This is a genomic window from Pseudomonas sp. G(2018) (assembly GCF_005502415.1).
GTDB lineage: Bacteria > Pseudomonadota > Gammaproteobacteria > Pseudomonadales > Pseudomonadaceae > Aquipseudomonas.
The window spans coordinates 26975-44976 of record NZ_SCOO01000030.1 but is presented as its reverse complement, the minus strand read 5'-3'; the positions used below and the strand labels follow the sequence as shown (position 1 = coordinate 44976).

The 18002-nt window shown below is 56.9% G+C and carries 16 protein-coding genes and 4 pseudogenes; 6 read left to right on the top strand and 14 right to left on the bottom strand.

Annotation, left to right across the window (positions count from 1 at the left end; genetic code table 11):
- Nucleotides 1–45: 45 nt before the first annotated feature.
- The 11 genes and pseudogenes from FFS64_RS23690 to merT all read right to left on the bottom strand — a co-directional run bounded on the left by FFS64_RS23690 (nucleotide 46) and on the right by merT (nucleotide 6370).
- Complete coding sequence (locus FFS64_RS23690; RefSeq protein WP_137807365.1) at nucleotides 46–1029, bottom strand: NHL repeat-containing protein; 984 nt, start codon at nucleotides 1027–1029, stop codon at nucleotides 46–48.
- 9 nt (nucleotides 1030–1038) lie between these two features.
- On the bottom strand, nucleotides 1039–1932 hold the full coding sequence (locus FFS64_RS23685; protein WP_137807364.1) for a transporter: 894 nt from the start codon (nucleotides 1930–1932) through the stop codon (nucleotides 1039–1041).
- Nucleotides 1929–2258 carry a heavy-metal-associated domain-containing protein gene (locus FFS64_RS23680; protein WP_202879044.1) on the bottom strand — a complete coding sequence of 110 codons (330 nt, stop codon included), beginning with the start codon at nucleotides 2256–2258 and terminating at the stop codon, nucleotides 1929–1931. Before FFS64_RS23680 ends, FFS64_RS23685 begins: the two co-directional genes overlap by 4 nt.
- Before the next feature lie 140 nt (nucleotides 2259–2398).
- Nucleotides 2399–2668 carry a thioredoxin family protein gene (locus tag FFS64_RS32265; RefSeq protein ID WP_137807375.1) on the bottom strand — a complete coding sequence of 90 codons (270 nt, stop codon included), beginning with the start codon at nucleotides 2666–2668 and terminating at the stop codon, nucleotides 2399–2401.
- 198 nt (nucleotides 2669–2866) lie between these two features.
- Nucleotides 2867–3175 (bottom strand): annotated as a pseudogene (locus FFS64_RS23670) (EAL domain-containing protein); the annotation flags it as partial.
- A 44-nt stretch (nucleotides 3176–3219) separates the two neighbouring features.
- Nucleotides 3220–3456 (bottom strand): broad-spectrum mercury transporter MerE, encoded by a 237-nt coding sequence (gene merE, locus FFS64_RS23665; RefSeq protein WP_137807363.1) that lies wholly within the window; start codon nucleotides 3454–3456, stop codon nucleotides 3220–3222.
- A pseudogene (gene merD / locus FFS64_RS31820) lies at nucleotides 3453–3816 on the bottom strand (mercuric resistance transcriptional repressor MerD). The gene merE and the pseudogene merD overlap by 4 nt, the downstream one beginning before the upstream one ends.
- Nucleotides 3817–3833: 17 nt before the next feature.
- Nucleotides 3834–5486 (bottom strand): mercury(II) reductase, encoded by a 1653-nt coding sequence (merA, locus tag FFS64_RS23655; RefSeq protein WP_137807362.1) that lies wholly within the window; start codon nucleotides 5484–5486, stop codon nucleotides 3834–3836.
- A complete protein-coding gene (gene merF / locus FFS64_RS23650; protein WP_137807361.1) occupies nucleotides 5483–5728 on the bottom strand; it encodes a mercury resistance system transport protein MerF in 246 nt (81 codons plus the stop codon). The genes merA and merF overlap by 4 nt, the downstream gene beginning before the upstream one ends.
- A 2-nt stretch (nucleotides 5729–5730) precedes the next feature.
- Complete coding sequence (gene merP, locus FFS64_RS23645) at nucleotides 5731–6006, bottom strand: mercury resistance system periplasmic binding protein MerP (RefSeq protein WP_057978976.1); 276 nt, start codon at nucleotides 6004–6006, stop codon at nucleotides 5731–5733.
- A 13-nt stretch (nucleotides 6007–6019) separates the two neighbouring features.
- Nucleotides 6020–6370 carry a mercuric ion transporter MerT gene (gene merT, locus FFS64_RS23640; protein ID WP_137807360.1) on the bottom strand — a complete coding sequence of 117 codons (351 nt, stop codon included), beginning with the start codon at nucleotides 6368–6370 and terminating at the stop codon, nucleotides 6020–6022.
- A 71-nt stretch (nucleotides 6371–6441) separates the two neighbouring features.
- On the opposite strand from merT, the pseudogene FFS64_RS23635 reads away from it, so the two are divergent.
- Nucleotides 6442–6849: pseudogene (locus FFS64_RS23635) on the top strand (MerR family DNA-binding protein); the annotation flags it as partial.
- Between the two features lie 61 nt (nucleotides 6850–6910).
- Nucleotides 6911–7240: pseudogene (locus FFS64_RS23630) on the top strand (MerR family DNA-binding protein); the annotation flags it as partial.
- 186 nt (nucleotides 7241–7426) lie between these two features.
- On the opposite strand, the gene FFS64_RS23625 reads toward FFS64_RS23630, so the two are convergent.
- From FFS64_RS23625 to FFS64_RS23615, 3 genes are read right to left on the bottom strand one after another with little or no spacing between them, the layout of a single operon-like run.
- Nucleotides 7427–10555, bottom strand: coding sequence for an efflux RND transporter permease subunit (locus tag FFS64_RS23625; protein ID WP_137807358.1), 3129 nt, complete (start codon nucleotides 10553–10555; stop codon nucleotides 7427–7429).
- On the bottom strand, nucleotides 10552–12036 hold the full coding sequence (locus tag FFS64_RS23620; RefSeq protein ID WP_137807357.1) for an efflux RND transporter periplasmic adaptor subunit: 1485 nt from the start codon (nucleotides 12034–12036) through the stop codon (nucleotides 10552–10554). Before FFS64_RS23620 ends, FFS64_RS23625 begins: the two co-directional genes overlap by 4 nt.
- Entirely contained in the window at nucleotides 12033–13289 is a 1257-nt protein-coding gene (locus tag FFS64_RS23615; protein WP_137807356.1) for a TolC family protein, read from the bottom strand. Before FFS64_RS23615 ends, FFS64_RS23620 begins: the two co-directional genes overlap by 4 nt.
- Nucleotides 13290–14235: 946 nt before the next feature.
- Between FFS64_RS23615 and FFS64_RS23605 the strand changes: the two genes are divergently transcribed.
- The 4 genes from FFS64_RS23605 to FFS64_RS23590 all read left to right on the top strand — a co-directional run bounded on the left by FFS64_RS23605 (nucleotide 14236) and on the right by FFS64_RS23590 (nucleotide 17995).
- Complete coding sequence (locus FFS64_RS23605; RefSeq protein WP_238347437.1) at nucleotides 14236–14820, top strand: TetR/AcrR family transcriptional regulator; 585 nt, start codon at nucleotides 14236–14238, stop codon at nucleotides 14818–14820.
- A 72-nt stretch (nucleotides 14821–14892) separates the two neighbouring features.
- Nucleotides 14893–15573 carry a haloacid dehalogenase type II gene (locus FFS64_RS23600; protein WP_137807354.1) on the top strand — a complete coding sequence of 227 codons (681 nt, stop codon included), beginning with the start codon at nucleotides 14893–14895 and terminating at the stop codon, nucleotides 15571–15573.
- A 53-nt stretch (nucleotides 15574–15626) separates the two neighbouring features.
- Nucleotides 15627–16598, top strand: coding sequence for an arsenosugar biosynthesis radical SAM (seleno)protein ArsS (gene arsS, locus FFS64_RS23595; RefSeq protein WP_137807353.1), 972 nt, complete (start codon nucleotides 15627–15629; stop codon nucleotides 16596–16598).
- 11 nt (nucleotides 16599–16609) lie between these two features.
- Nucleotides 16610–17995, top strand: coding sequence for a sodium:solute symporter (locus FFS64_RS23590; RefSeq protein WP_137807352.1), 1386 nt, complete (start codon nucleotides 16610–16612; stop codon nucleotides 17993–17995).
- Nucleotides 17996–18002: the final 7 nt, after the last annotated feature.

Below are 18002 nucleotides of genomic sequence, written 5' to 3'. Positions count from 1 at the left end.
TCCAATTGGTTAGCGACAATACAAACCCTGGAGTACGCACCATGGTCAAGGCTTTGCCGGAGTCCACTTTTCAATTCGGTTATTGGCGAAATCGACCGCGAATATCGTTCCGTCGCTGGCTGCGGCAACCGCGATGGCGTGCTCGAACTGACCCGGGCCGCTGCCTTTTCCGCCGAAGCTCGTCAAAAACCTGCCTTCCGCGGAGAATTTTTGAATTCGATGATTGTAGAAGTCGGCCGCAAAAACATTACCTTGCTGATCGACGGTCACGCCGGTCACGGTTGCGAACCAGCCGTTGAAGGGGCCGAAAATGTTCATGGCGAACGGGCCGCCCCACTTGCCCAATGACGACCCGTCAGGTCCAAAGGACTGTATCCGATCATTGTAGCCGTCGGCCGTGTAGAGGGTGCCGTTGGGGCCGAAAGCGACGTCCGTGGGATAGTTGAACTCGCCGCCCCGGGTGCCTATCTTGCCGGTCGTTCCCCATTGGCGCACGAAGCCGCCGTTGGCCGTAAGCTGCTGGATGCGCTGATTGTAGAAATCGGCCACTACTATATCGCCGTCACGCGCTACCGCTACCCCGCCAGGCGCATTGAATTCTCCGGGGCCGCTACCGGACTTGCCAATCAGGCGCCTGGACTGGCCGTCGAGGCTGAAAACCTGAATCCTGTCATTGAAGTATTCGGCCACGTAAAGCTCACCCTGGTGGATAGTCAGATTCATCGGGCGGTCGAGCTGGCCCGGTTTCTTCCCGGGCGTCCCGAATTGGCGTTTGAAATGGCCGTCACGATCGAAGACCTGGATGCGGCCATTCCGCGAGTCGGCAACAAACACTTCGTCGGCGGTGACGGCGATTCCGGTCGGATCGTTGAACTGGCCGGGCGCGCCGCCTTTCTCGCCCCACGCCGTCACAAAGGTGTAGGGCGGCTCCTTGGCCGACGGCACAAAGGCCAGCCAACCGGCAGCGAGTAGCGCTGCCGATGCGATCACGATATTTTTAGCCCATTTGGCTGCCGATCGAAATTGCATGGTTTGGTCTCAGAAGTTGACGCGAAAGCCGGTGGTGAAAACGTAATCGTTCTTCAGCGCCGTGCCGTTGAGATGCTGGCTGGCGGGAATCTGAACGCCGGCCTCGACTATCCATTTTTGGGTCACGTATTGCAGTCCGGGTGTGATGAACAGCGTGGTGCCCCCCGAATTCGGGTCGTCGGCTCCGCCGCTGCGATCCCGGGCCGAATGCACGAGATTGGCTTCGAGCACTCCATACAGAAAAGCGGGAACACCCGCGCCCAGGCTGCGCGGCCACAGCCGGTACTGGAATGAGGTGTCGAGGCTGGCGACATTACCAGCTTGAAAGCCGTTGGCGTCGGTGTTGGCCTTGTAACTCACCTGGCTGTCGATCTCGAAATCCAGCGTCTGATAGGTGAGCACAGCGCCACCGAGCACATCCCATGAACCGGAACCAAGTTGGACCGGCGGAGGCAAGCGCCCCACACCGTCGCGGGCATTATCCTCACCAGTTGGTGCCTTCACGCCCAGGAACGGTGCGATACGGAAAGTTTTCCCCTGTGCGTTGAATTCATAGGCGGTGTAGCGGCCAAACACCGTGAGATCGCCAACGCCCGATTTCTGCCGGGATAGATCCTGCCCGCCCTTGCTCATGTCCAGACGCTTGTCGAACCAGGGCAGCATGCCGAACAGCGCGAAGTCCCGCGTCACGCCATAGCCCAGCACCGATACCAGGGCGCTTGCTTCCATGTCGTGCCCAGCCGGCGTCGGGTCGTCGGCGCTCTTCATGAAGACAAACTGCTCGCGCAGGACGTAGCCACCTTCGCGCACTGGCAGCGCCGTGTTGAAGGTGATCGGCGCGCTCCATGCGGTTCCAGCCGTTAGGCAAAACGTCGCCAACCCTGTCTTCAGCACGACCTTCATTTCGTCTGTTCCGCCGGGGCGGATTGAACCGGTTCGAGTTTGCGTAGACTGAAACCGGCAGCTTTTACCGCCAGTTTAGCTGCGGCCTCGTTGAGCGGTGCGCCGTTCTTCATGGTGACGGTCACAGTGCCGTCCTTGATGTTGGTTTCAAGACTTTCGACGCCTTCGACGGCGTTCAGTTTTTTCTCGATGCCATAGGCGCAGAACGGACAGGACAGGCCGTCTACGTACAACCGGTAGGTGGGCGGTGCGGCCAGTACGCCGGTTGCCATCAGGGCGATGGTCAATGTGAGAAACATACGCTGTGTTGATGCTCTGAAATTCATGATATCTCCCGTCATTTAAAGTCAATAGGGACATAAGAACGATAACCCTTGGAGTAAGCACCAAGGTCAAGCGTTTATCCAAAGAAATTACTGGCGCGCGGCATCCGGGGAGCGGCCGTAACCCTTCCCGTGCATGCTGTCTAGGCTTGACCGAGGTCCGCGGCGCGAAGCGCCTGCTCTTCGACGCCAGCGTCTGAACAACAACACGAAGCCAACTGGCCGTTTATGGCGACTGCTGGCACCGAGCGGACACCCAGATCATGGGCACGTTTCGCCACATTGATGTCGTTCATATCGAGAGTTGAGAGATCACACGAACTGCATGCGATGTGATTGTCGAATTCGATGGCGGTTTGGCAGGCGGGACAGCCCGCGTTAAAAACTTCGACTTTGCGTTTGGTAGTCGTGATATTTCTCCAGGTTAATGAGGTAACGGTGCGCGAGAACGAACAACCATACAGGCTGTGTGAAAACCTCCGGCGCTGGTTGAAACCTTGAAAAGAGGTCCAAAAAACGCATTTCTATTTAAAATCCAGGTCTGAACCTAGCAATGAATTACAGATTTCACGTAGACGCGCGGACTTCAGTTTCGGTCAGCCCGATCTCCAAATAATCGGCGGCACTTGACCATCGAAATCTGCTCCGACTTGGCGTGCGGATACATTGACGGCCAGACGGAACGGCCTCCATTGCAGAGGTAGCCAGTCGTGCATCTGGCGACAGGCTTCGTGTAGCAGCCATGTGCCAATTTCCGGCATCAAACCGGGCGATTCCACCACGGGCAGGAACTGACCCGGCAGTAACAAGCCGAGACTTGGGTGCCGCCAGCGCACCAGTGCTTCCGCGCCGGCAATCTTGTCTCTGGGCAGATCGACAATCGGCTGGTAATGCAGCTAAAGCTGCCCGCACACAACCACCTACGCCAGTTGCGCCGTAGTCCATTCGGCGTGTGGGATATCGCTCATGATCGCCCCATGAAGACTCGTAGCAGTCGTGCCACGGACAGGACAAACAAACCGGTCAGTGCGAGTGCCGCGATACCCCAGTGTTCACCAATGAAGGCGCCGGCTGTCGTACCAGCCAGAACAATGGCGAAAATGGGTAGATGGCAGGGGCACGATAGAACCGCAAGCACACCCCATAGGTGAGCGGTGATTGGCTTACCTGCTCCATCGGGCAAATGCTCGGGATTGTTCATGTCAAAACCGCTGTTTCATGTGCCATTTCGCTCGACTGCTCTACCAACTGCGCATCCAGGCCAGCGGGCGCCTGACAGCGGCACTCAACAAGCTTGCGTATGTCAACAAGCTGCACTGTCGCAGCCTTCCTATTTTCGGTGTCCATCGCACGGAACAGCGCATTAGCATGTCCAGGCCGATACCAGCCTCAAAGGAGGATTGCACGAAACGCAAGCGCCGCAAGGCTGTCTTGTCGAACAGACAATGTCCGCCGAAGTTCGTGCTAACGGTAGCAGCAACCTGCGCAGCATGTAATTGCGCACGATATGCACACTAACGCCCGCGCCATGTGCTAAGCGGGGAACTGTATAAGTGCTCACTGAACACCTCCTTTTCCTCAACCCGCGCAACAGGACAGTTGTTTCACATCCTTGCTGAAGGTCTGTGCGGCGAGCTTTAGCCCCTCGACCATCGTCAGGTAGGGAAACAACTGGTCAGCCAATTCCTGCACCGTCATGCGGTTACGTATGGCCAGCACCGCCGTCTGGATCAGCTCGCCCGCGTCCGGGGCTACCGCCTGGACGCCGATGAGCCGTCCGCTACTTTCTTCGATGACCAGCTTGATAAAACCGCGTGTGTCGAAGTTGGCGAGCGCACGAGGCACGTTGTCGAGTGTCAGCGTACGGCTATCGGTCTCGATGTTTTGTGCATGCGCTTCGGCCTCGGTCAGGCCCACAGTAGCAACTTGCGGATCGGTGAACACCACCGCTGGCATTGCGCCCAGATTGAGGGCAACATCCCCGCCTGTCATGTTGATGGCCGCGCGGGTGCCGGCGGCCGCTGCGACATAAACAAATTGCGGCTGGTCAGTACAGTCGCCAGCAGCATAAATGTGTGGCGTACTGGTGCGCATGCCTTTGTCGATGGCAATGCTGCCCTGCGCATTGACAGCCACGCCCGCCGTTTCCAGCGCCAGGCGGCGTGTATTTGGTGTCCGGCCGGTAGCGACCAACAGCTTGTCGGCATGTACTTCGCCGTGTTCCGTGGTGAGCACGAATTCATTGTCTGAATACGCTACATTGCGGGCCTGTGTGTGTTCCAGTACTTCGATGCCCTCGGCACGGAAGGCGGCTGTGACAGCCTCGCCGATTGCCGGGTCTTCGCGGAAGAACAGCGTGCTGCGGGCCAGGATCGTGACCTGACTGCCTAGCCGGGCAAAGGCTTGCGCCAGTTCCAACGCCACCACCGACGAGCCGATCACGGCCAGGCGTTCGGGAATGGTGTCGCTGACCAACGCCTCGGTGGAGGTCCAGTACGGCGTGTCTTTCAGGCCGGGGATCGGCGGAATGGCTGGACTGGCGCCGGTGGCGATCAGGCAGCGGTCGAATGCCACTGTACGCTCACCGCCTTCGGTCATATGTACAACGAGGTGTTGGCTATCCTTGAAGCGGGCTGCGCCGCGCAGTACGGTGATGCTCGGATTACTTACCAGGATGCCTTCATACTTGGCGTGCCGCAGTTCATCGACGCGCGCCTGCTGCTGGGCCAGCAGCTTGCTGCGGTCAATCACCGGCACAGTCGCCGCGATGCCGCCGTCGAATGGGCTTTCGCGGCGCACATGGGCGATGTGGGCGGCACGGATCATGATCTTGGACGGCACGCAGCCGATATTGACGCAAGTGCCGCCGATGGTACCGCGCTCGATCAGCGTGACCATCGCGCCTTGCTCGACGGCCTTCAGCGCCGCTCCCATAGCGCCACCGCCGCTACCGATGATGGCAATGTGTAAACCGCTCCCGGGCTTGTCGGTTGCCGGAATCTTGCCGGAGTCGCGTTTATTGGACCCCTCATCGAAAGCGGCCCGATAACCCAGCGCTGCGATAGTTACCAGCATCTGGTCGCGACTGGCGCCAGTGTCAGCCAGTACCTGCGCCTTGCTCTCGGGATAGGACACCAAGGCATGGCTTACGCCGGGAAGTTTTTCCAAAGCGTCCTTGACGTGCGTGGCGCAGGACATGCAGGTCATCCCGTCTATAGTTATTGCAATCATTTTTTTCCTCTTATTCCACTTGGTGGGCAGCAAGCATCGGCTTTGCGTTTGCGCCGGACTGCGTAAATGGTCAAACCGATGAATACTAAAAGGGCGGGCATCAGTACGTAGTCCAGATATCCGGTGAGGGCGGACAAGCCGACAACACCGAGCAAAATAACCAGAATCGGGGTAAAGCAGCACAGCGCTACCAGCACCGCGCCAACCACGCCGACACGCATCAGTGTTTTCGGATTTTGCATGATCAGTTCTTGAGTGTGGATGGATAGCCGGCGTTTTCGGTTGCCTTCATCAGTGCCTGGACACTGGTCTTGGCGTCGTCAAAGGTCACCGTAGCTTCACGCTTGTCAAAAATCACGTCGGTCTTGCTGACGCCATCTACTTTCGAGATGGCTTTTTTGACCGTGATCGGACAGGCAGCGCAAGTCATGCCAGGCACGGATAGCGTGACGGTTTGGGTGGCGGCCAACACCGGAGCGACAACGGCGACGAGAGCGAGGGCGGCAAACAGTTTTTTCATGGTGAACTCCTGATTAGTAAAAAAATGGCACAACATAGGGAAAACCGAGCGCGACCAAGACCAACGCGACAACGATCCAGAAAATGAGCTTATAGGTGGTCCGCACCTGCGGAATTGCGCACACCTCGCCCGGCTTGCATGCCTGTACTGGCCGGAAAATGCGCCGCCAGGCGAAGAACAACGCCACGAGCGCAGCACCGATGAAGAGCGGACGGTACGGTTCGAGCACCGTCAGGTTGCCGATCCAGGCCCCGCTGAATCCCAGTGCGATCAGAACCAACGGCCCAAGACAGCAAGTCGAGGCGAGAATCGCCGCCAGCCCCCCGGCGACAAGAGGGGCGCGCCCGTTTGATGGTTCAGACATGCATTTCTCCTTTCGAGCATTTGATCGATGGGTTAAGGTTAATCCCGTAGTCAGGTACGGAATCAAGCAGCATCAAACACAATTTGGAGAACCTGACCATCGGCAATTTCGCCAAGGCAGCCGGGGTCAATGTGGAGACCATCCAGCTCTATCAGCGCAAGGAACTGCTGCCGGAACCAGACAAGCCCTATGGCGAGGCGGATGTAACGCGGGTGCGCTTCGTGAAATCGGCCCAGCGGCGGGGTTTCATTCTGGATGAAATCGCCGAGCTACTGCGGCTAGATGACGGAACACATTGCGAGGAAGCTGGTAGCTTGGCGGAACACATGCTTAAGGACGTGCGCGAGAAAATGGCCGACTTGACGCGCATGGAGGCCGTGCTGTCTGAACTGGTGTGCGCCTGCCATGCGCGAAAGGGGAACGTGTCCTGCCCGCTCATTGCGTCACTACAAGACGGAACGAAGCTCACGGTGTCGGCGCGGGGGGAGTCACGGGTTGACTACGCCTTAGCGTGCTTTATTTTCCGAATTCTGAGACAACCCCAATAAGCCTTACGCCAGCATTCGCCGTTATGGAGGCGCGGATGTAGCGCGGTTACGATTCGTAAAGTCAGCGCAGCGTATAGGCTTCAGCCTGGACGAGATTGCTGGATTACTGCGACTGGAGGACGGTACTCACTGCGAGGAAGCCAGCCACCTGACAGAGCACAGGCTTAAAGACGTGCGAGAGAAGATGGCAGACTTGAAACGTATGGAGGCTGCCCTATCTGAGCTTGTGCGTGCTTGCCACTCGAGGGAGGGGAACATTTCCTGCCCGCTTGTTGCCTCGTTACAGGGTGGAGCGCTTCTCGCCGCGCCGACTATGCCATAGCGAATGGCTTTTTCGAGTACTGAGTGCATGCCCAGATTGGCGGACAGCTGCATAGACTTCATGCCTACGTCGCGTTTGTTGGTTCTGGCAGGTACCGACACGGCTCAATTGGACTGGGTGAAAGGATCCGCTAGATCAGGTTCTAGCTAATCCTTTCACTTCAACCATCTCGGATTTACAGTCAGTTCAACGTTTCAGGTGGCGACGACGTAAAAGATGAAAGGCCGCCGGAATAACGAACAGGGACAATAGTGGCGCGGTGATCATGCCGCCGACCATGGGGGCGGCAATTCTGCTCATCACTTCGCTGCCGGTACCGCTACCCAGGAGGATGGGTAGCAAGCCGGCAATGATCACGGCCACTGTCATGGCCTTGGGTCGAACCCGCTGCACCGCGCCTTCGCGAACCGCATCGATTAGCCCACGCTCAGTGTTGTCACCAAGCTCTTCACGTTCGGCCCAGGCGTTCTTCAGATAGATCAGCATGATCACGCCAAATTCGGCAGACACACCGGCCAAGGCGATAAAGCCGACACCGGTGGCCACTGACAAATTGTATCCCAGCAGATAGAGGAACCATGCCCCGCCAGTCAGTGCGAACGGTAAGGTAGCCATGATCAGCAAGGCCTCGTCGAAGCGGGCGAGCGTCAGGTAAAGCAGTACGAAAATGATCAGTAGCGTCGCTGGCACCACCAGCTTGAGCCTTGCATTGGCCCGTTCGAGAAACTCGAACTGACCCGAGTAGCTCAGGCTCATGCCTGGCTGCAACTTGACTTGTTCACTGACGACCCGGCGCAGGTCGGCGACCACTGAGGCAATATCCCGACCACGCACGTCGATGTACACCCAGCCAGAAGGTCGAGCGTTTTCGCTCTTGAGCATCGGCGGGCCGTCGCTGACCTTGATCTTCGCCACCGTGCCGAGGGTGATCTGGCTCCCCAAGGGGGTGTAGATCGGCAGCTGCTCCAGGGCGCCGAGCGAGTCACGCCACTCGCGGGGGTAACGCACATTGATCGGGAAGCGGGCGAGCCCTTCAATGGTCTCCCCGATGTTTTCGCCGCCAATAGCCCCTGCCACGATCGACTGCACATCGGCAATATTCAGTCCGTAGCGGGCGGCCGCCTTGCGGTCGATATCCACGTCGATATAGCGGCCACCGGTCAGTCGCTCGGCCAGGGCCGAACTGACCCCGGGTACGTCCTTAGCCGCGCGTTCGACAGCCTGAGTAGCCGCATCGATCTCCGTCAGGTTGGTGCCGGCAATTTTCACCCCAATCGGGCTCTTGATCCCGGTGGCGAGCATGTCGATACGGTTGCGGATTGGCGGTATCCAGATGTTGGTTAATCCAGGGACACGTACCACCCGATCCAACTCTTCCACAAGCTTTTCCTGGGTCATTCCTGGGCGCCACTGCTCGCGCGGCTTGAATTGAATGGTGGTCTCGAACATCTCCAGCGGTGCCGGATCGGTGGCAGTTTCGGCGCGGCCAGCTTTACCAAAGACGTGCTCGACTTCGGGCACCGTCTTGATCAGGCGGTCGGTCTGCTGCAGCAGCTGCGCCGCTTTCTGCGCTGACAACCCCGGTAGGGCCGAAGGCATATAGAGCAGATCGCCCTCGTCCAGCGCAGGGAGGAACTCGCCACCCAAGCGAGAGATCGGCCATAGCGCGCTGAGAAAGACCAGTAGCGCCACCAGCATGGTGATTTTGGGCCGACGCAGCACCGCGTCCAGGGCCGGTTGATAGATCCTGATCAGCCAACGGTTCAACGGGTTTTGTTGTTCATTGGGAATACGCCCGCGAATCCAGTACCCCATCAGTACCGGCACCAGGGTCACCGACAGTCCGGCCGCCGCAGCCATGGCGTAGGTCTTGGTGAAGGCGAGGGGACCAAACAGGCGGCCCTCTTGAGCCTCCAGGGTGAACACCGGAATGAACGACAGGGTGATGATCAACAGACAGAAAAACAGCGCCGGCCCCACCTCAGTCGCCGCTTCGGTCATCACCTGCCAATGATGTTCGCCCTTCAGCTCTTCCCCCGGATGGGCCGCGTGCCAGGCCTCGACCTTCTTGTGGGCGTTTTCGATCATTACCACGGCGGCGTCGACCATGGCGCCGATGGCGATAGCAATCCCTCCCAGCGACATGATGTTGGCGTTGATCCCTTGATGACGCATGACGATGAAGGCAATCAGCACCCCAACCGGCAGCGAGATAATGGCCACCAGGGATGAGCGCAGGTGCCAGAGGAATATCCCGCAGACCAACGCGACGACGATGAACTCCTCGAGCAGTTTGTGGCTGAGATTTTCCACGGCGCGATCGATCAGCTTGCTGCGGTCGTAGGTGGTGACGATTTCCACCCCCGCCGGCAGACTGCTTTTCAAGTCGTCGAGTTTGGCCTTGACCGCCGCAATGGTCTCGCGAGCGTTCTTGCCGCTGCGCAGAATCACCACGCCACCGACGGTCTCGCCTTCGCCGTCGAGTTCGGTGATGCCGCGACGCATTTCCGGCCCCAACTGGATCGTTGCCACATCGCCAAGGGTCACCGGCACGCCACCGGCACCGAGCTTGAGTGGAATCGCGCGAAAGTCATTGAGGGTCTTCAGGTAGCCTGAGGCGCGGACCATGAATTCAGTCTCCGCCATCTCCAGCACGGCGCCACCGGTTTCCTGATTGGCCTTGCCAATCGCCTCGGTCACCTCCGACTGCGTGATGCCCAGGCTGGCCAACTTCAGCGGATCGAGCTGCACCTGATACTGCTTGACCATGCCACCAACGGTGGCTACTTCCGCCACGTTCGGTAGGGTTTTGAGCTCGAACTTGAGAAACCAGTCCTGAAGTGCGCGCAGTTGTGCCAGATCATGTCCACCGGTGCGATCCACCAAGGCGTATTGATAGATCCAGCCTACTCCAGTGGCATCCGGTCCCAAGGCCGGTTTGGCCGTAGCTGGCAGGCGGCTTTGTACCTGACTCAGATACTCCAGCACTCGTGAGCGGGCCCAATACAAATCGGTACCGTCTTCGAACAGCACGTAAACGAAGCTGTCGCCGAAGAAGGAGTAACCGCGTACGGTTTTGGCCCCCGGTACCGAGAGCATGGTGGTCGCCAGGGGATAGGTCACCTGGTTCTCGACAATTTGCGGCGCTTGCCCCGCGTAGGGGGTGCGGATGATCACCTGAACATCGGAGAGGTCCGGCAGTGCATCGATGGGAGTGGTCTGAACCGACCAGACGCCCCAGACCGTGACGAACAGCGTGGCCAGTAGTACCAGGAAGCGGTTGGCCACTGACCAGCGGATAAGGGCGGCGATCATGGCTGGCCCCCTAGTTTTTCCAGACGCTCGACTCGCAAACCATCGTCGGTTTGACTGACTGATACACGAACCTTGTCGCCCGCCTTGAGTCCTTGCATGAGTGCAGGGTCCGCCAATGGGAAGGTCATGGTCATGCCAGGCATGCCCAGCGTCTTGAACGGCCCATGAGCGAGGGTCACGTCTTTGCTATTGATCTGTACGACTTGCCCATCCGCCTCATGAAAGGCTGAGGCTGTTGCGGGAGGTGGTGGCATTTCCAGCGTTCGCGCGACGATGCCCTTGAGGCTGGCCTCGGAGTCGAGCAGGAACTGTCCAGAGGAGACCACTTGCTGGCCTTCCTCCAGACCGTTCAATACCACCGTTTTTCCTTCGTTTTCCTGCCCGAGTTGCACCTCTACGGGTCGGTAGCGACCAGCGTCTTCGGCGAGCATCACCAGGACGCGTCGGCCGGTGCGAATGACGGCCTCGCTCGGCACCCACAACACGCTTTGCTCGGTTGAACGATTCAAGCGCACCTGCGCCGTCATACCCGGTCTGAGTTGCCCATCAGGGTTGGCGAGTTCGACCCGCACACGAACGGTGCGGCTGTCCGGATTGGTTTCGGGAAGAATCGTGCTGACCACGCCTCCGAGCACAGTCCCAGGGAAGGCTGGCAGGCGTGCTTCGACCGTTTGACCGAGGACGATCGATCCCGTCTCCGACTCTGGAACGGCCACGGCTAGCCAGACGCTACTCAAGCCATTGACTCGAGCCAGAGTCTCGCCTCCCGCCACGGTCATACCCGTACGTACATCCAACTCTTGCAGCACACCGCTAATGGGGCTGGTGAGGGTCAGGTTAGGCTGAATCTTGCCGCTGCGTTCTACCTGGGTAATCAGCGCCGCCGGCATCCCGGTGAGGTGCAACCGTTGGCGTGCTGCCACCAACAAGTCAGCATCACCATGACGTTTAAGTGCAAGGAATTCTTCCTGGGCTGCAGCCCATTCCGGTACCAGGATATCCGCCAATGGCGCATTGGCTTTCAGCATATCGCCGGGAGCATGGGCATAGACCCGCTCCACAAAACCCGCAGTACGCGCCTGAATCACGGCGACATCCCGTTCGTTGAACGCCAGCACGCCGACCACGTCCAGGCTGGAAGCGAGGACTCCACGGGTGACTGTCGCCAGGCGCAGGCCGAGATTCTGAGTCAGACTTGGATCAATGCTGATGGCTGCGCCATTCGTTGCAGCGTCAGCGTATTGCGGCACGAGTTGCATGTCCATGAAGGGCGATTTGCCCGGCTTATCGAATTTCTGCTGCGGCTTCATCGGGTCGTACCAATACAGCACCTTGCGTTGGTCTTGTGTCTTGGGACTCTGCTCGGCGAGCGCATCAGGCATTGCGCTCATACGCTGCTGAGCGAACCAGTAGCCGCCTGCAACCCCTAGGGCGACCGACAAGCCAGTCAACACAGCCGCTTTCCATATTCGAGTGCTCATAGGCTGGTTTCCCCGTAATTGAAATACAAGCGCGCATTGGTCAGGGCTCGCTGCTCTTCGATGTCGACTTGTTTGAGTCGGACCTCGATGAGTTCACGTCGAGCTGCGACGACAGCCGTCAGGTTGCCTTTCCCTGCGCGGTAACTGGCCATGGTCAGTCCGACCTTTTCTTTGGCCAGGGGTACCAGGCTTTCCTGACTGCGGCGCACGGCGCGATTCAGGCGTTCGTATTCGGCCAAGTCCTCCTCCAGTTGCTGGGTTTTCTCACGCACAGTGACTTCACGCTCAGCCTCCAATTGGTTCAGTTCAGCGTGTTTGGCAGCGATCTTGGGATTTTGACGGGAGTCGGGAAACAGTGGCAGATCGAAACTGAACTGCACGCTGACCATGTCACCGAACTGACGGCCACGGTGTTGGTAATCGAGTTCCCAACTCCAGTCGGATTGCTTTTCCGCCTCGGCTTCACGCACCTTGGCTTGCGCCTCGCGAGTCATCGGCACAAAGGCCGCCAGCGCGGGGTGATGTTGCAGTTTGCGGGTGTAACCAGAGGTCTCGACGGGCCATTGCGGCAAGCCACCAGTTGGTTCGTCGTTGGCCGCCGGCCCAATCCAGCGCTTAAGCCCAGCCCGGGCTTGAGCACGCAGGCGGATTAGGTCGTCCTGTTGATCCGCTAATTGAGCCGCCTCCTGCTTGGGTGTCACTGCATCGGCAGGTTGGGCACGACCACCGGCGATCTGTGCCCGAATGGTTTCGGTCAACAAACGATTTTCTTTGTAAAAGTCCTGGAACAGGACCTCTTTACGTTCGATGGAATAGCTGCTGATCCAGGCCAGTGCCGTGGCCTGACGGACGTTCAAGCGCTCGACACGACCTTCGGCCGCTGCTCGATCGACGGCGGCATCAGCGACCTCGATACGTGCTTTGCGTTTGTCACGATTGGGTACTTCTTGCCTAACTCCAACCGATTGCTGGGTCATGAAGTCCTGGTCAATAGTCCAACGATTCGGACCGCCAATGGGGTAGTTCTGTACGCCCAGCAGCAGTTTGGGATCGGGTAGTTCGCCGGCTGGAATGGCTGCATTACTGGCGGCTTGCAGTTTGGCGGCTTGGGCGGTCAGCGATGGAGCATTGCTTTCGGCCAGTCGCAAGGCTTCATCGAGTGTTAGAGGGGCGGCGAGACTCGGCAGTGCGAGTACGCTTGCCGCCAGGGCAGCCACGACGGGCCACCCTGTGCAATAGCGTTTGGGATTCATACTCACGATTCCTGTGATGTTTCACTGCGCGCTTCATTAGATATGCGCGCAGATATGCCATCCCACTAGCGTGGAATGGAACTCGGTGTGGTACAGGAATCAGGTACGAGGAGGTCGCCAAACTGCAAGCGGGGTTCTGGCGGGTAAGAAATCGTTGAATAATTGAGCGTCAATACGGGTTGGTACTGTGGGCGGTGTTCTTATGATCAGTACTTGCAGCATGCAGCCGGTCTTGCATTCCTGGCCGGGTTTGCAGGGGTTTCCATGGTCAGAGCGGTTACCCTCGTCTTGACAACAATTGTGGGCTTTGTCGCCGATGCTTGGCGCACCTGCTGCCTTCATCGGGCAAAGCTCTGTGGCCGCAGCAAGCCCCGCAATCCCGTTGAAGGGAAGGGCAATGCAAAGCAGAAGGCAGATACCGAGCCGAGCAAGTGTTTTCATATCAATGCCAAGGTTATTGGGAGGCGAACATAGGCATAGCACCACGTCGTCAAGTCATCCACAGTAGCAGCACTGGGACCTTACGCTACGAATAGCAATATTTCGAGGTCCAAATGAGGCATCCACTTTCAGCAGCAAAACCATGAGCCATTTTGACTTGACCTAGCAAGAAAGTGATCAAGTGCTCCGGTAGTGCCTCACCTGGGTTGAGCGTTGATTGTTCACATAGATGACTTTCAGTGCGTGTTGTTACATCTCAACAAATTCAGCAAGTGATTTGCACGCCTACGACAGCGGAGCTCCGCTGGACGCTCAGCGTCAAAAGCATTGCTATGGTGCACGCTTGCGTCCTTACATCGGTGGAGAAATTGACTAGTGAAAGCCGCAGCAGGGTATAGCGCGGAACCTAAGTGCTCATACACCTTGGAAAAATTGACTTTATCCTTCCTGACTTGGTGTTTGGGGCTCACTTCCTATAGCGAACCGAATAGTCCATAATCCACCCATGAATCGTGGACGCCCAAGAATTTTTAACCCTGAATATGTGCTAGAAAGCGCAATGCAGCTTTTTTGGCGCAAAGGTTATGAAGCGACCAGCCTGCAAGATCTACTGCAAGCTACTGGGCTGTCGAAAAGTAGTCTCTACGATAGTTTTGGTAACAAGCAGAGTTTGTTTGAAGCTGCATTTACCCGTTACTTCGATATGCGAGCTGTCTTGATGCGTGAGGAGCTGGGCAGGGCTGCCAGCCCCTTGGCTTTCATTCGCAACTGTTTGAACTCGGTTCTTGAGGACGTAGCCCCTGGATACGGGCCGCGTGGATGCATGCTCGTGAACGTCGCAAACGAGTTTTCGACCAATGACCCATCTGTAGAAAAGCTAATATTTCTTGCAACTCGCCGTTTTCGCGAAGTCTTCGTTGAAGCTTTCGAACAAGCCAAAATAAGTGGCGAGGTATCCCAGTCTAAAGACCCCGCGTCACTTGCCCTTTTTATGCATTGTGCGATGAGTGGTTTGCGTACTCAGGTCAAATCCGGGATTGCTCGGAAAGAAATTCTTACAGTTATTGAAATAATCATGGCGAATTTCTGATATTTTTTTGCCTATAATTGGACTGATCGGTTCGTATATGACCGCATCAGCGTCACTACTGAGGATCTCCAGATGACTCCAACAATCGCTTTCGATGTCTACGGAACGTTGATCAACACAAAATCCGTAGAGAGAGCCTTGGGATTGCTGGCTGGCCAAAAATCTGTGGTTATCTCGGAGCTTTGGAGACAGAAGCAGTTGGAATACAGCTTTCGACGAGGACTGATGCGCGATTATCAGGACTTCTCTGTTTGTACGCATGACGCCCTTCTGTTCGCTTGTGAGAGCCATGGTGTGACGCTTAGCACCTCAGAGCAGGAGCAGGCGATGCATGCCTATACAGAGCTGGAGGCTTTCGATGACGTGAAAGGCGGGCTGGCTGACTTGCAAAGCTCAAAGCTCCGACTGTTTGCTTTCTCCAACGGCAGTCGAACTGCCATCGACGCCCTCTTGCGGTATGCAACGCTACGAGAGAGCTTTATTGATGTATTGAGCGTTGAGGACGTGCGGTCCTTCAAGCCGGACCCAATTGTATATGAACACCTCGTCAAACAATGTGAGGTGCCCGCAGGAGAGGTTTGGCTGGTCTCCAGCAATCCTTTCGACGTCATTGGGGCCGCTAACTACGGTTTGCGTACCGCTTGGCTACGTCGCGATCCAACGGTGATTTTTGATCCTTGGGGTGTGGTGCCTGATCTGGTTCTAGGAGGGTTTGACGATATCGCTAGCAAAATACAAGCGGCTAGTTTGTAACGCAGGCCTGTCTTGAGTCTCAAACTCAGAAGCTCCCAAGAGTAACCCTTGCTATGCACGCGACCTTACCTCTCCTGAACGCTCTAGATTTCCCGTCAATACGCCGAGGTCAGCTAGAAGCCCTGCAGGTCAATCTTACCTATTTGTGTAACCAACGCTGCTTGCATTGTCATGTCAACGCCGGGCCAACACGCACTGAAGCCATGACCGATGAAAGTCTCGTGTTGCTGCACCAGGTTATTGATGCACATCCGGTTCATACGCTCGACCTAACGGGTGGAGCGCCTGAAATGCATCCGCGCTTCAGGGAGATTGTCATCCATGCGCGGCGCGAAGGTTTACGTGTAATTGATCGCTGCAATCTGACGATTTTGAGTGAGCCGGGTTATGAGGATCTAGCCGACTTCCTAGCGCAACAGCGGGTTGAAGTCAGTGCATCCTTGCCATGCTACTCACGGGGAAACGTCGACAAACAACGCGGTGACGGCGTTTTCGATGCCAGCATTGAGGGGCTTAAAAAACTCAATGCCTTGGGGTACGGCATCGACGGCAGTGGTCTTACCTTGAACTTGGTTTACAACCCGCAAGGCCCAAATCTTCCCCCACCTCAGGCGCAGCTTGAAGCAGACTACAAAGTCCATCTGGCCGAGGACTTTGGTATTCACTTCAACCACCTACTCACCATTACCAACCAACCGATTGCCCGCTTTGGCAGCACCCTGGTGAGTAAAGGTCAATTCAACAGCTACATGCAATTGTTGCGTGACAGCTACCGCCCAGAGAATCTCGAAGCCGTAATGTGCCGCAGCCTGGTCAGTGTCGACTGGCAGGGTTATCTATATGACTGCGACTTCAATCAGATGCTCGAACTACCACTGTCAGACCTGATCGGTCGCGATCGACCTCATTTGCGTGATTTGCTCAATGCCCAAAGTTTAGAAGGTAATCCGATTGTTACTCGAGATCATTGCTACGCCTGTACCGCAGGTCAAGGTTCAAGTTGTACTGGCGCACTCAAGGACTAGGGATGATCTTAATGGAGACGAATAGCTTACTGGGTGTGTTCTTTTGGGGTTTTTTGGTGGTCTATGGCGTGATTATGATCGCCCTGTCACCACGCGCAGTAACCGTAGGAGGCTTTTTTCACGGAGAAGATGCAAAAGGTCGCAGTGCAGCGCCCTGGCTGCTGACCTCCAGCATTTTCATTAGCTGGATTTTTGCAAAATCAGTGACCAATGCTGCCAATCTGGGGGCCAGTTATGGTCTGGTGGGTGGTCTGGCGTATGCGACCTACTGGCTATCAATTCCTCTGGCCGGATTCGTCATCTTTCGATTACGCCGACGTTTTGGCGCTACCAGCCTTGTGAGCTTTTTGACTAGTCACTATGGGCGGGCGGCGGCTCTCGCGTTTACAGCCGCGATTTTGATACGCCTGTTCAATGAGGTGTGGAGTAATACGGCGGTAGTAGGGGGGTACTATGGAGAGTCCGGCAGTCTGTCGTTCATTGCTGCGGCCTTATTGTTCACCGCAGTGACCCTGGCCTACAGCCTGCGTGGCGGTCTACGCAGCTCAATCGTGACCGATGCAGCGCAAGCAGCAATTTTTTTAATAGCACTGATCTGGGTACTCGGGTTGGTGTTGCCACAACACAGTGCAATCGAACTGGCCAGTACCAGTCATTGGGCACTCGATTCGGGTGTGGATCTGCTGCTTGTCGCCGGATTACAGGTGTTCAGTTATCCGTTCCACGACCCAGTACTAACAGATCGCGGTTTTATCAGTGAAGAGAAAACCATGCGCCGCTCCTTTGTAATCGCCGGCGTGTTGGGTTTTTTCTCGATCCTCGCCTTCAGCTTGATTGGGGTTCACGCCAGCCTGGTTCATATCGCTGTATCGGACAACGTGCCGGCAGCACTGGCGAAATCTATGGGTGTAGTGGCCCTGCTGGTGATGACAGTGGTGATGGTCTCTGCGGCGGGATCTACCTTGGACTCGACCTTCTCCAGTTTGGCCAAGTTGGCTGGGCGTGAATTGCCAGCACTAGCCGGACATGACCTAGGGCGGAAGGCTATCGGCGCTGGAATGGCGGCGATGGTGGTTTTTGCCGTACTAGGCAACATACCGATGATGGCCGGTACCGATATTCTTAAGGCAACCACCATCAGTGGAACGATGGTGATAGGGCTTGCTCCCGTTTTCATCCTTCATGGTTTGGTGCGCCCAACTTGGTTGAGTTTTCACTTGAGCTTCTGGATTGGCATGGCATTGGGTGTATCACTCGTCCTTGGCTGGGTACCGGAAAGCTGGGCCATTGGTGAGGGTAAATATGCCTTGCTTCTTGGCGCCAATCTTTACGGCTTAATGCTGTGCACCCTGGGCTACCTGTTGCCTGGGTTAATTCCTCAACCTGAGAACTGTTAGGAGATTG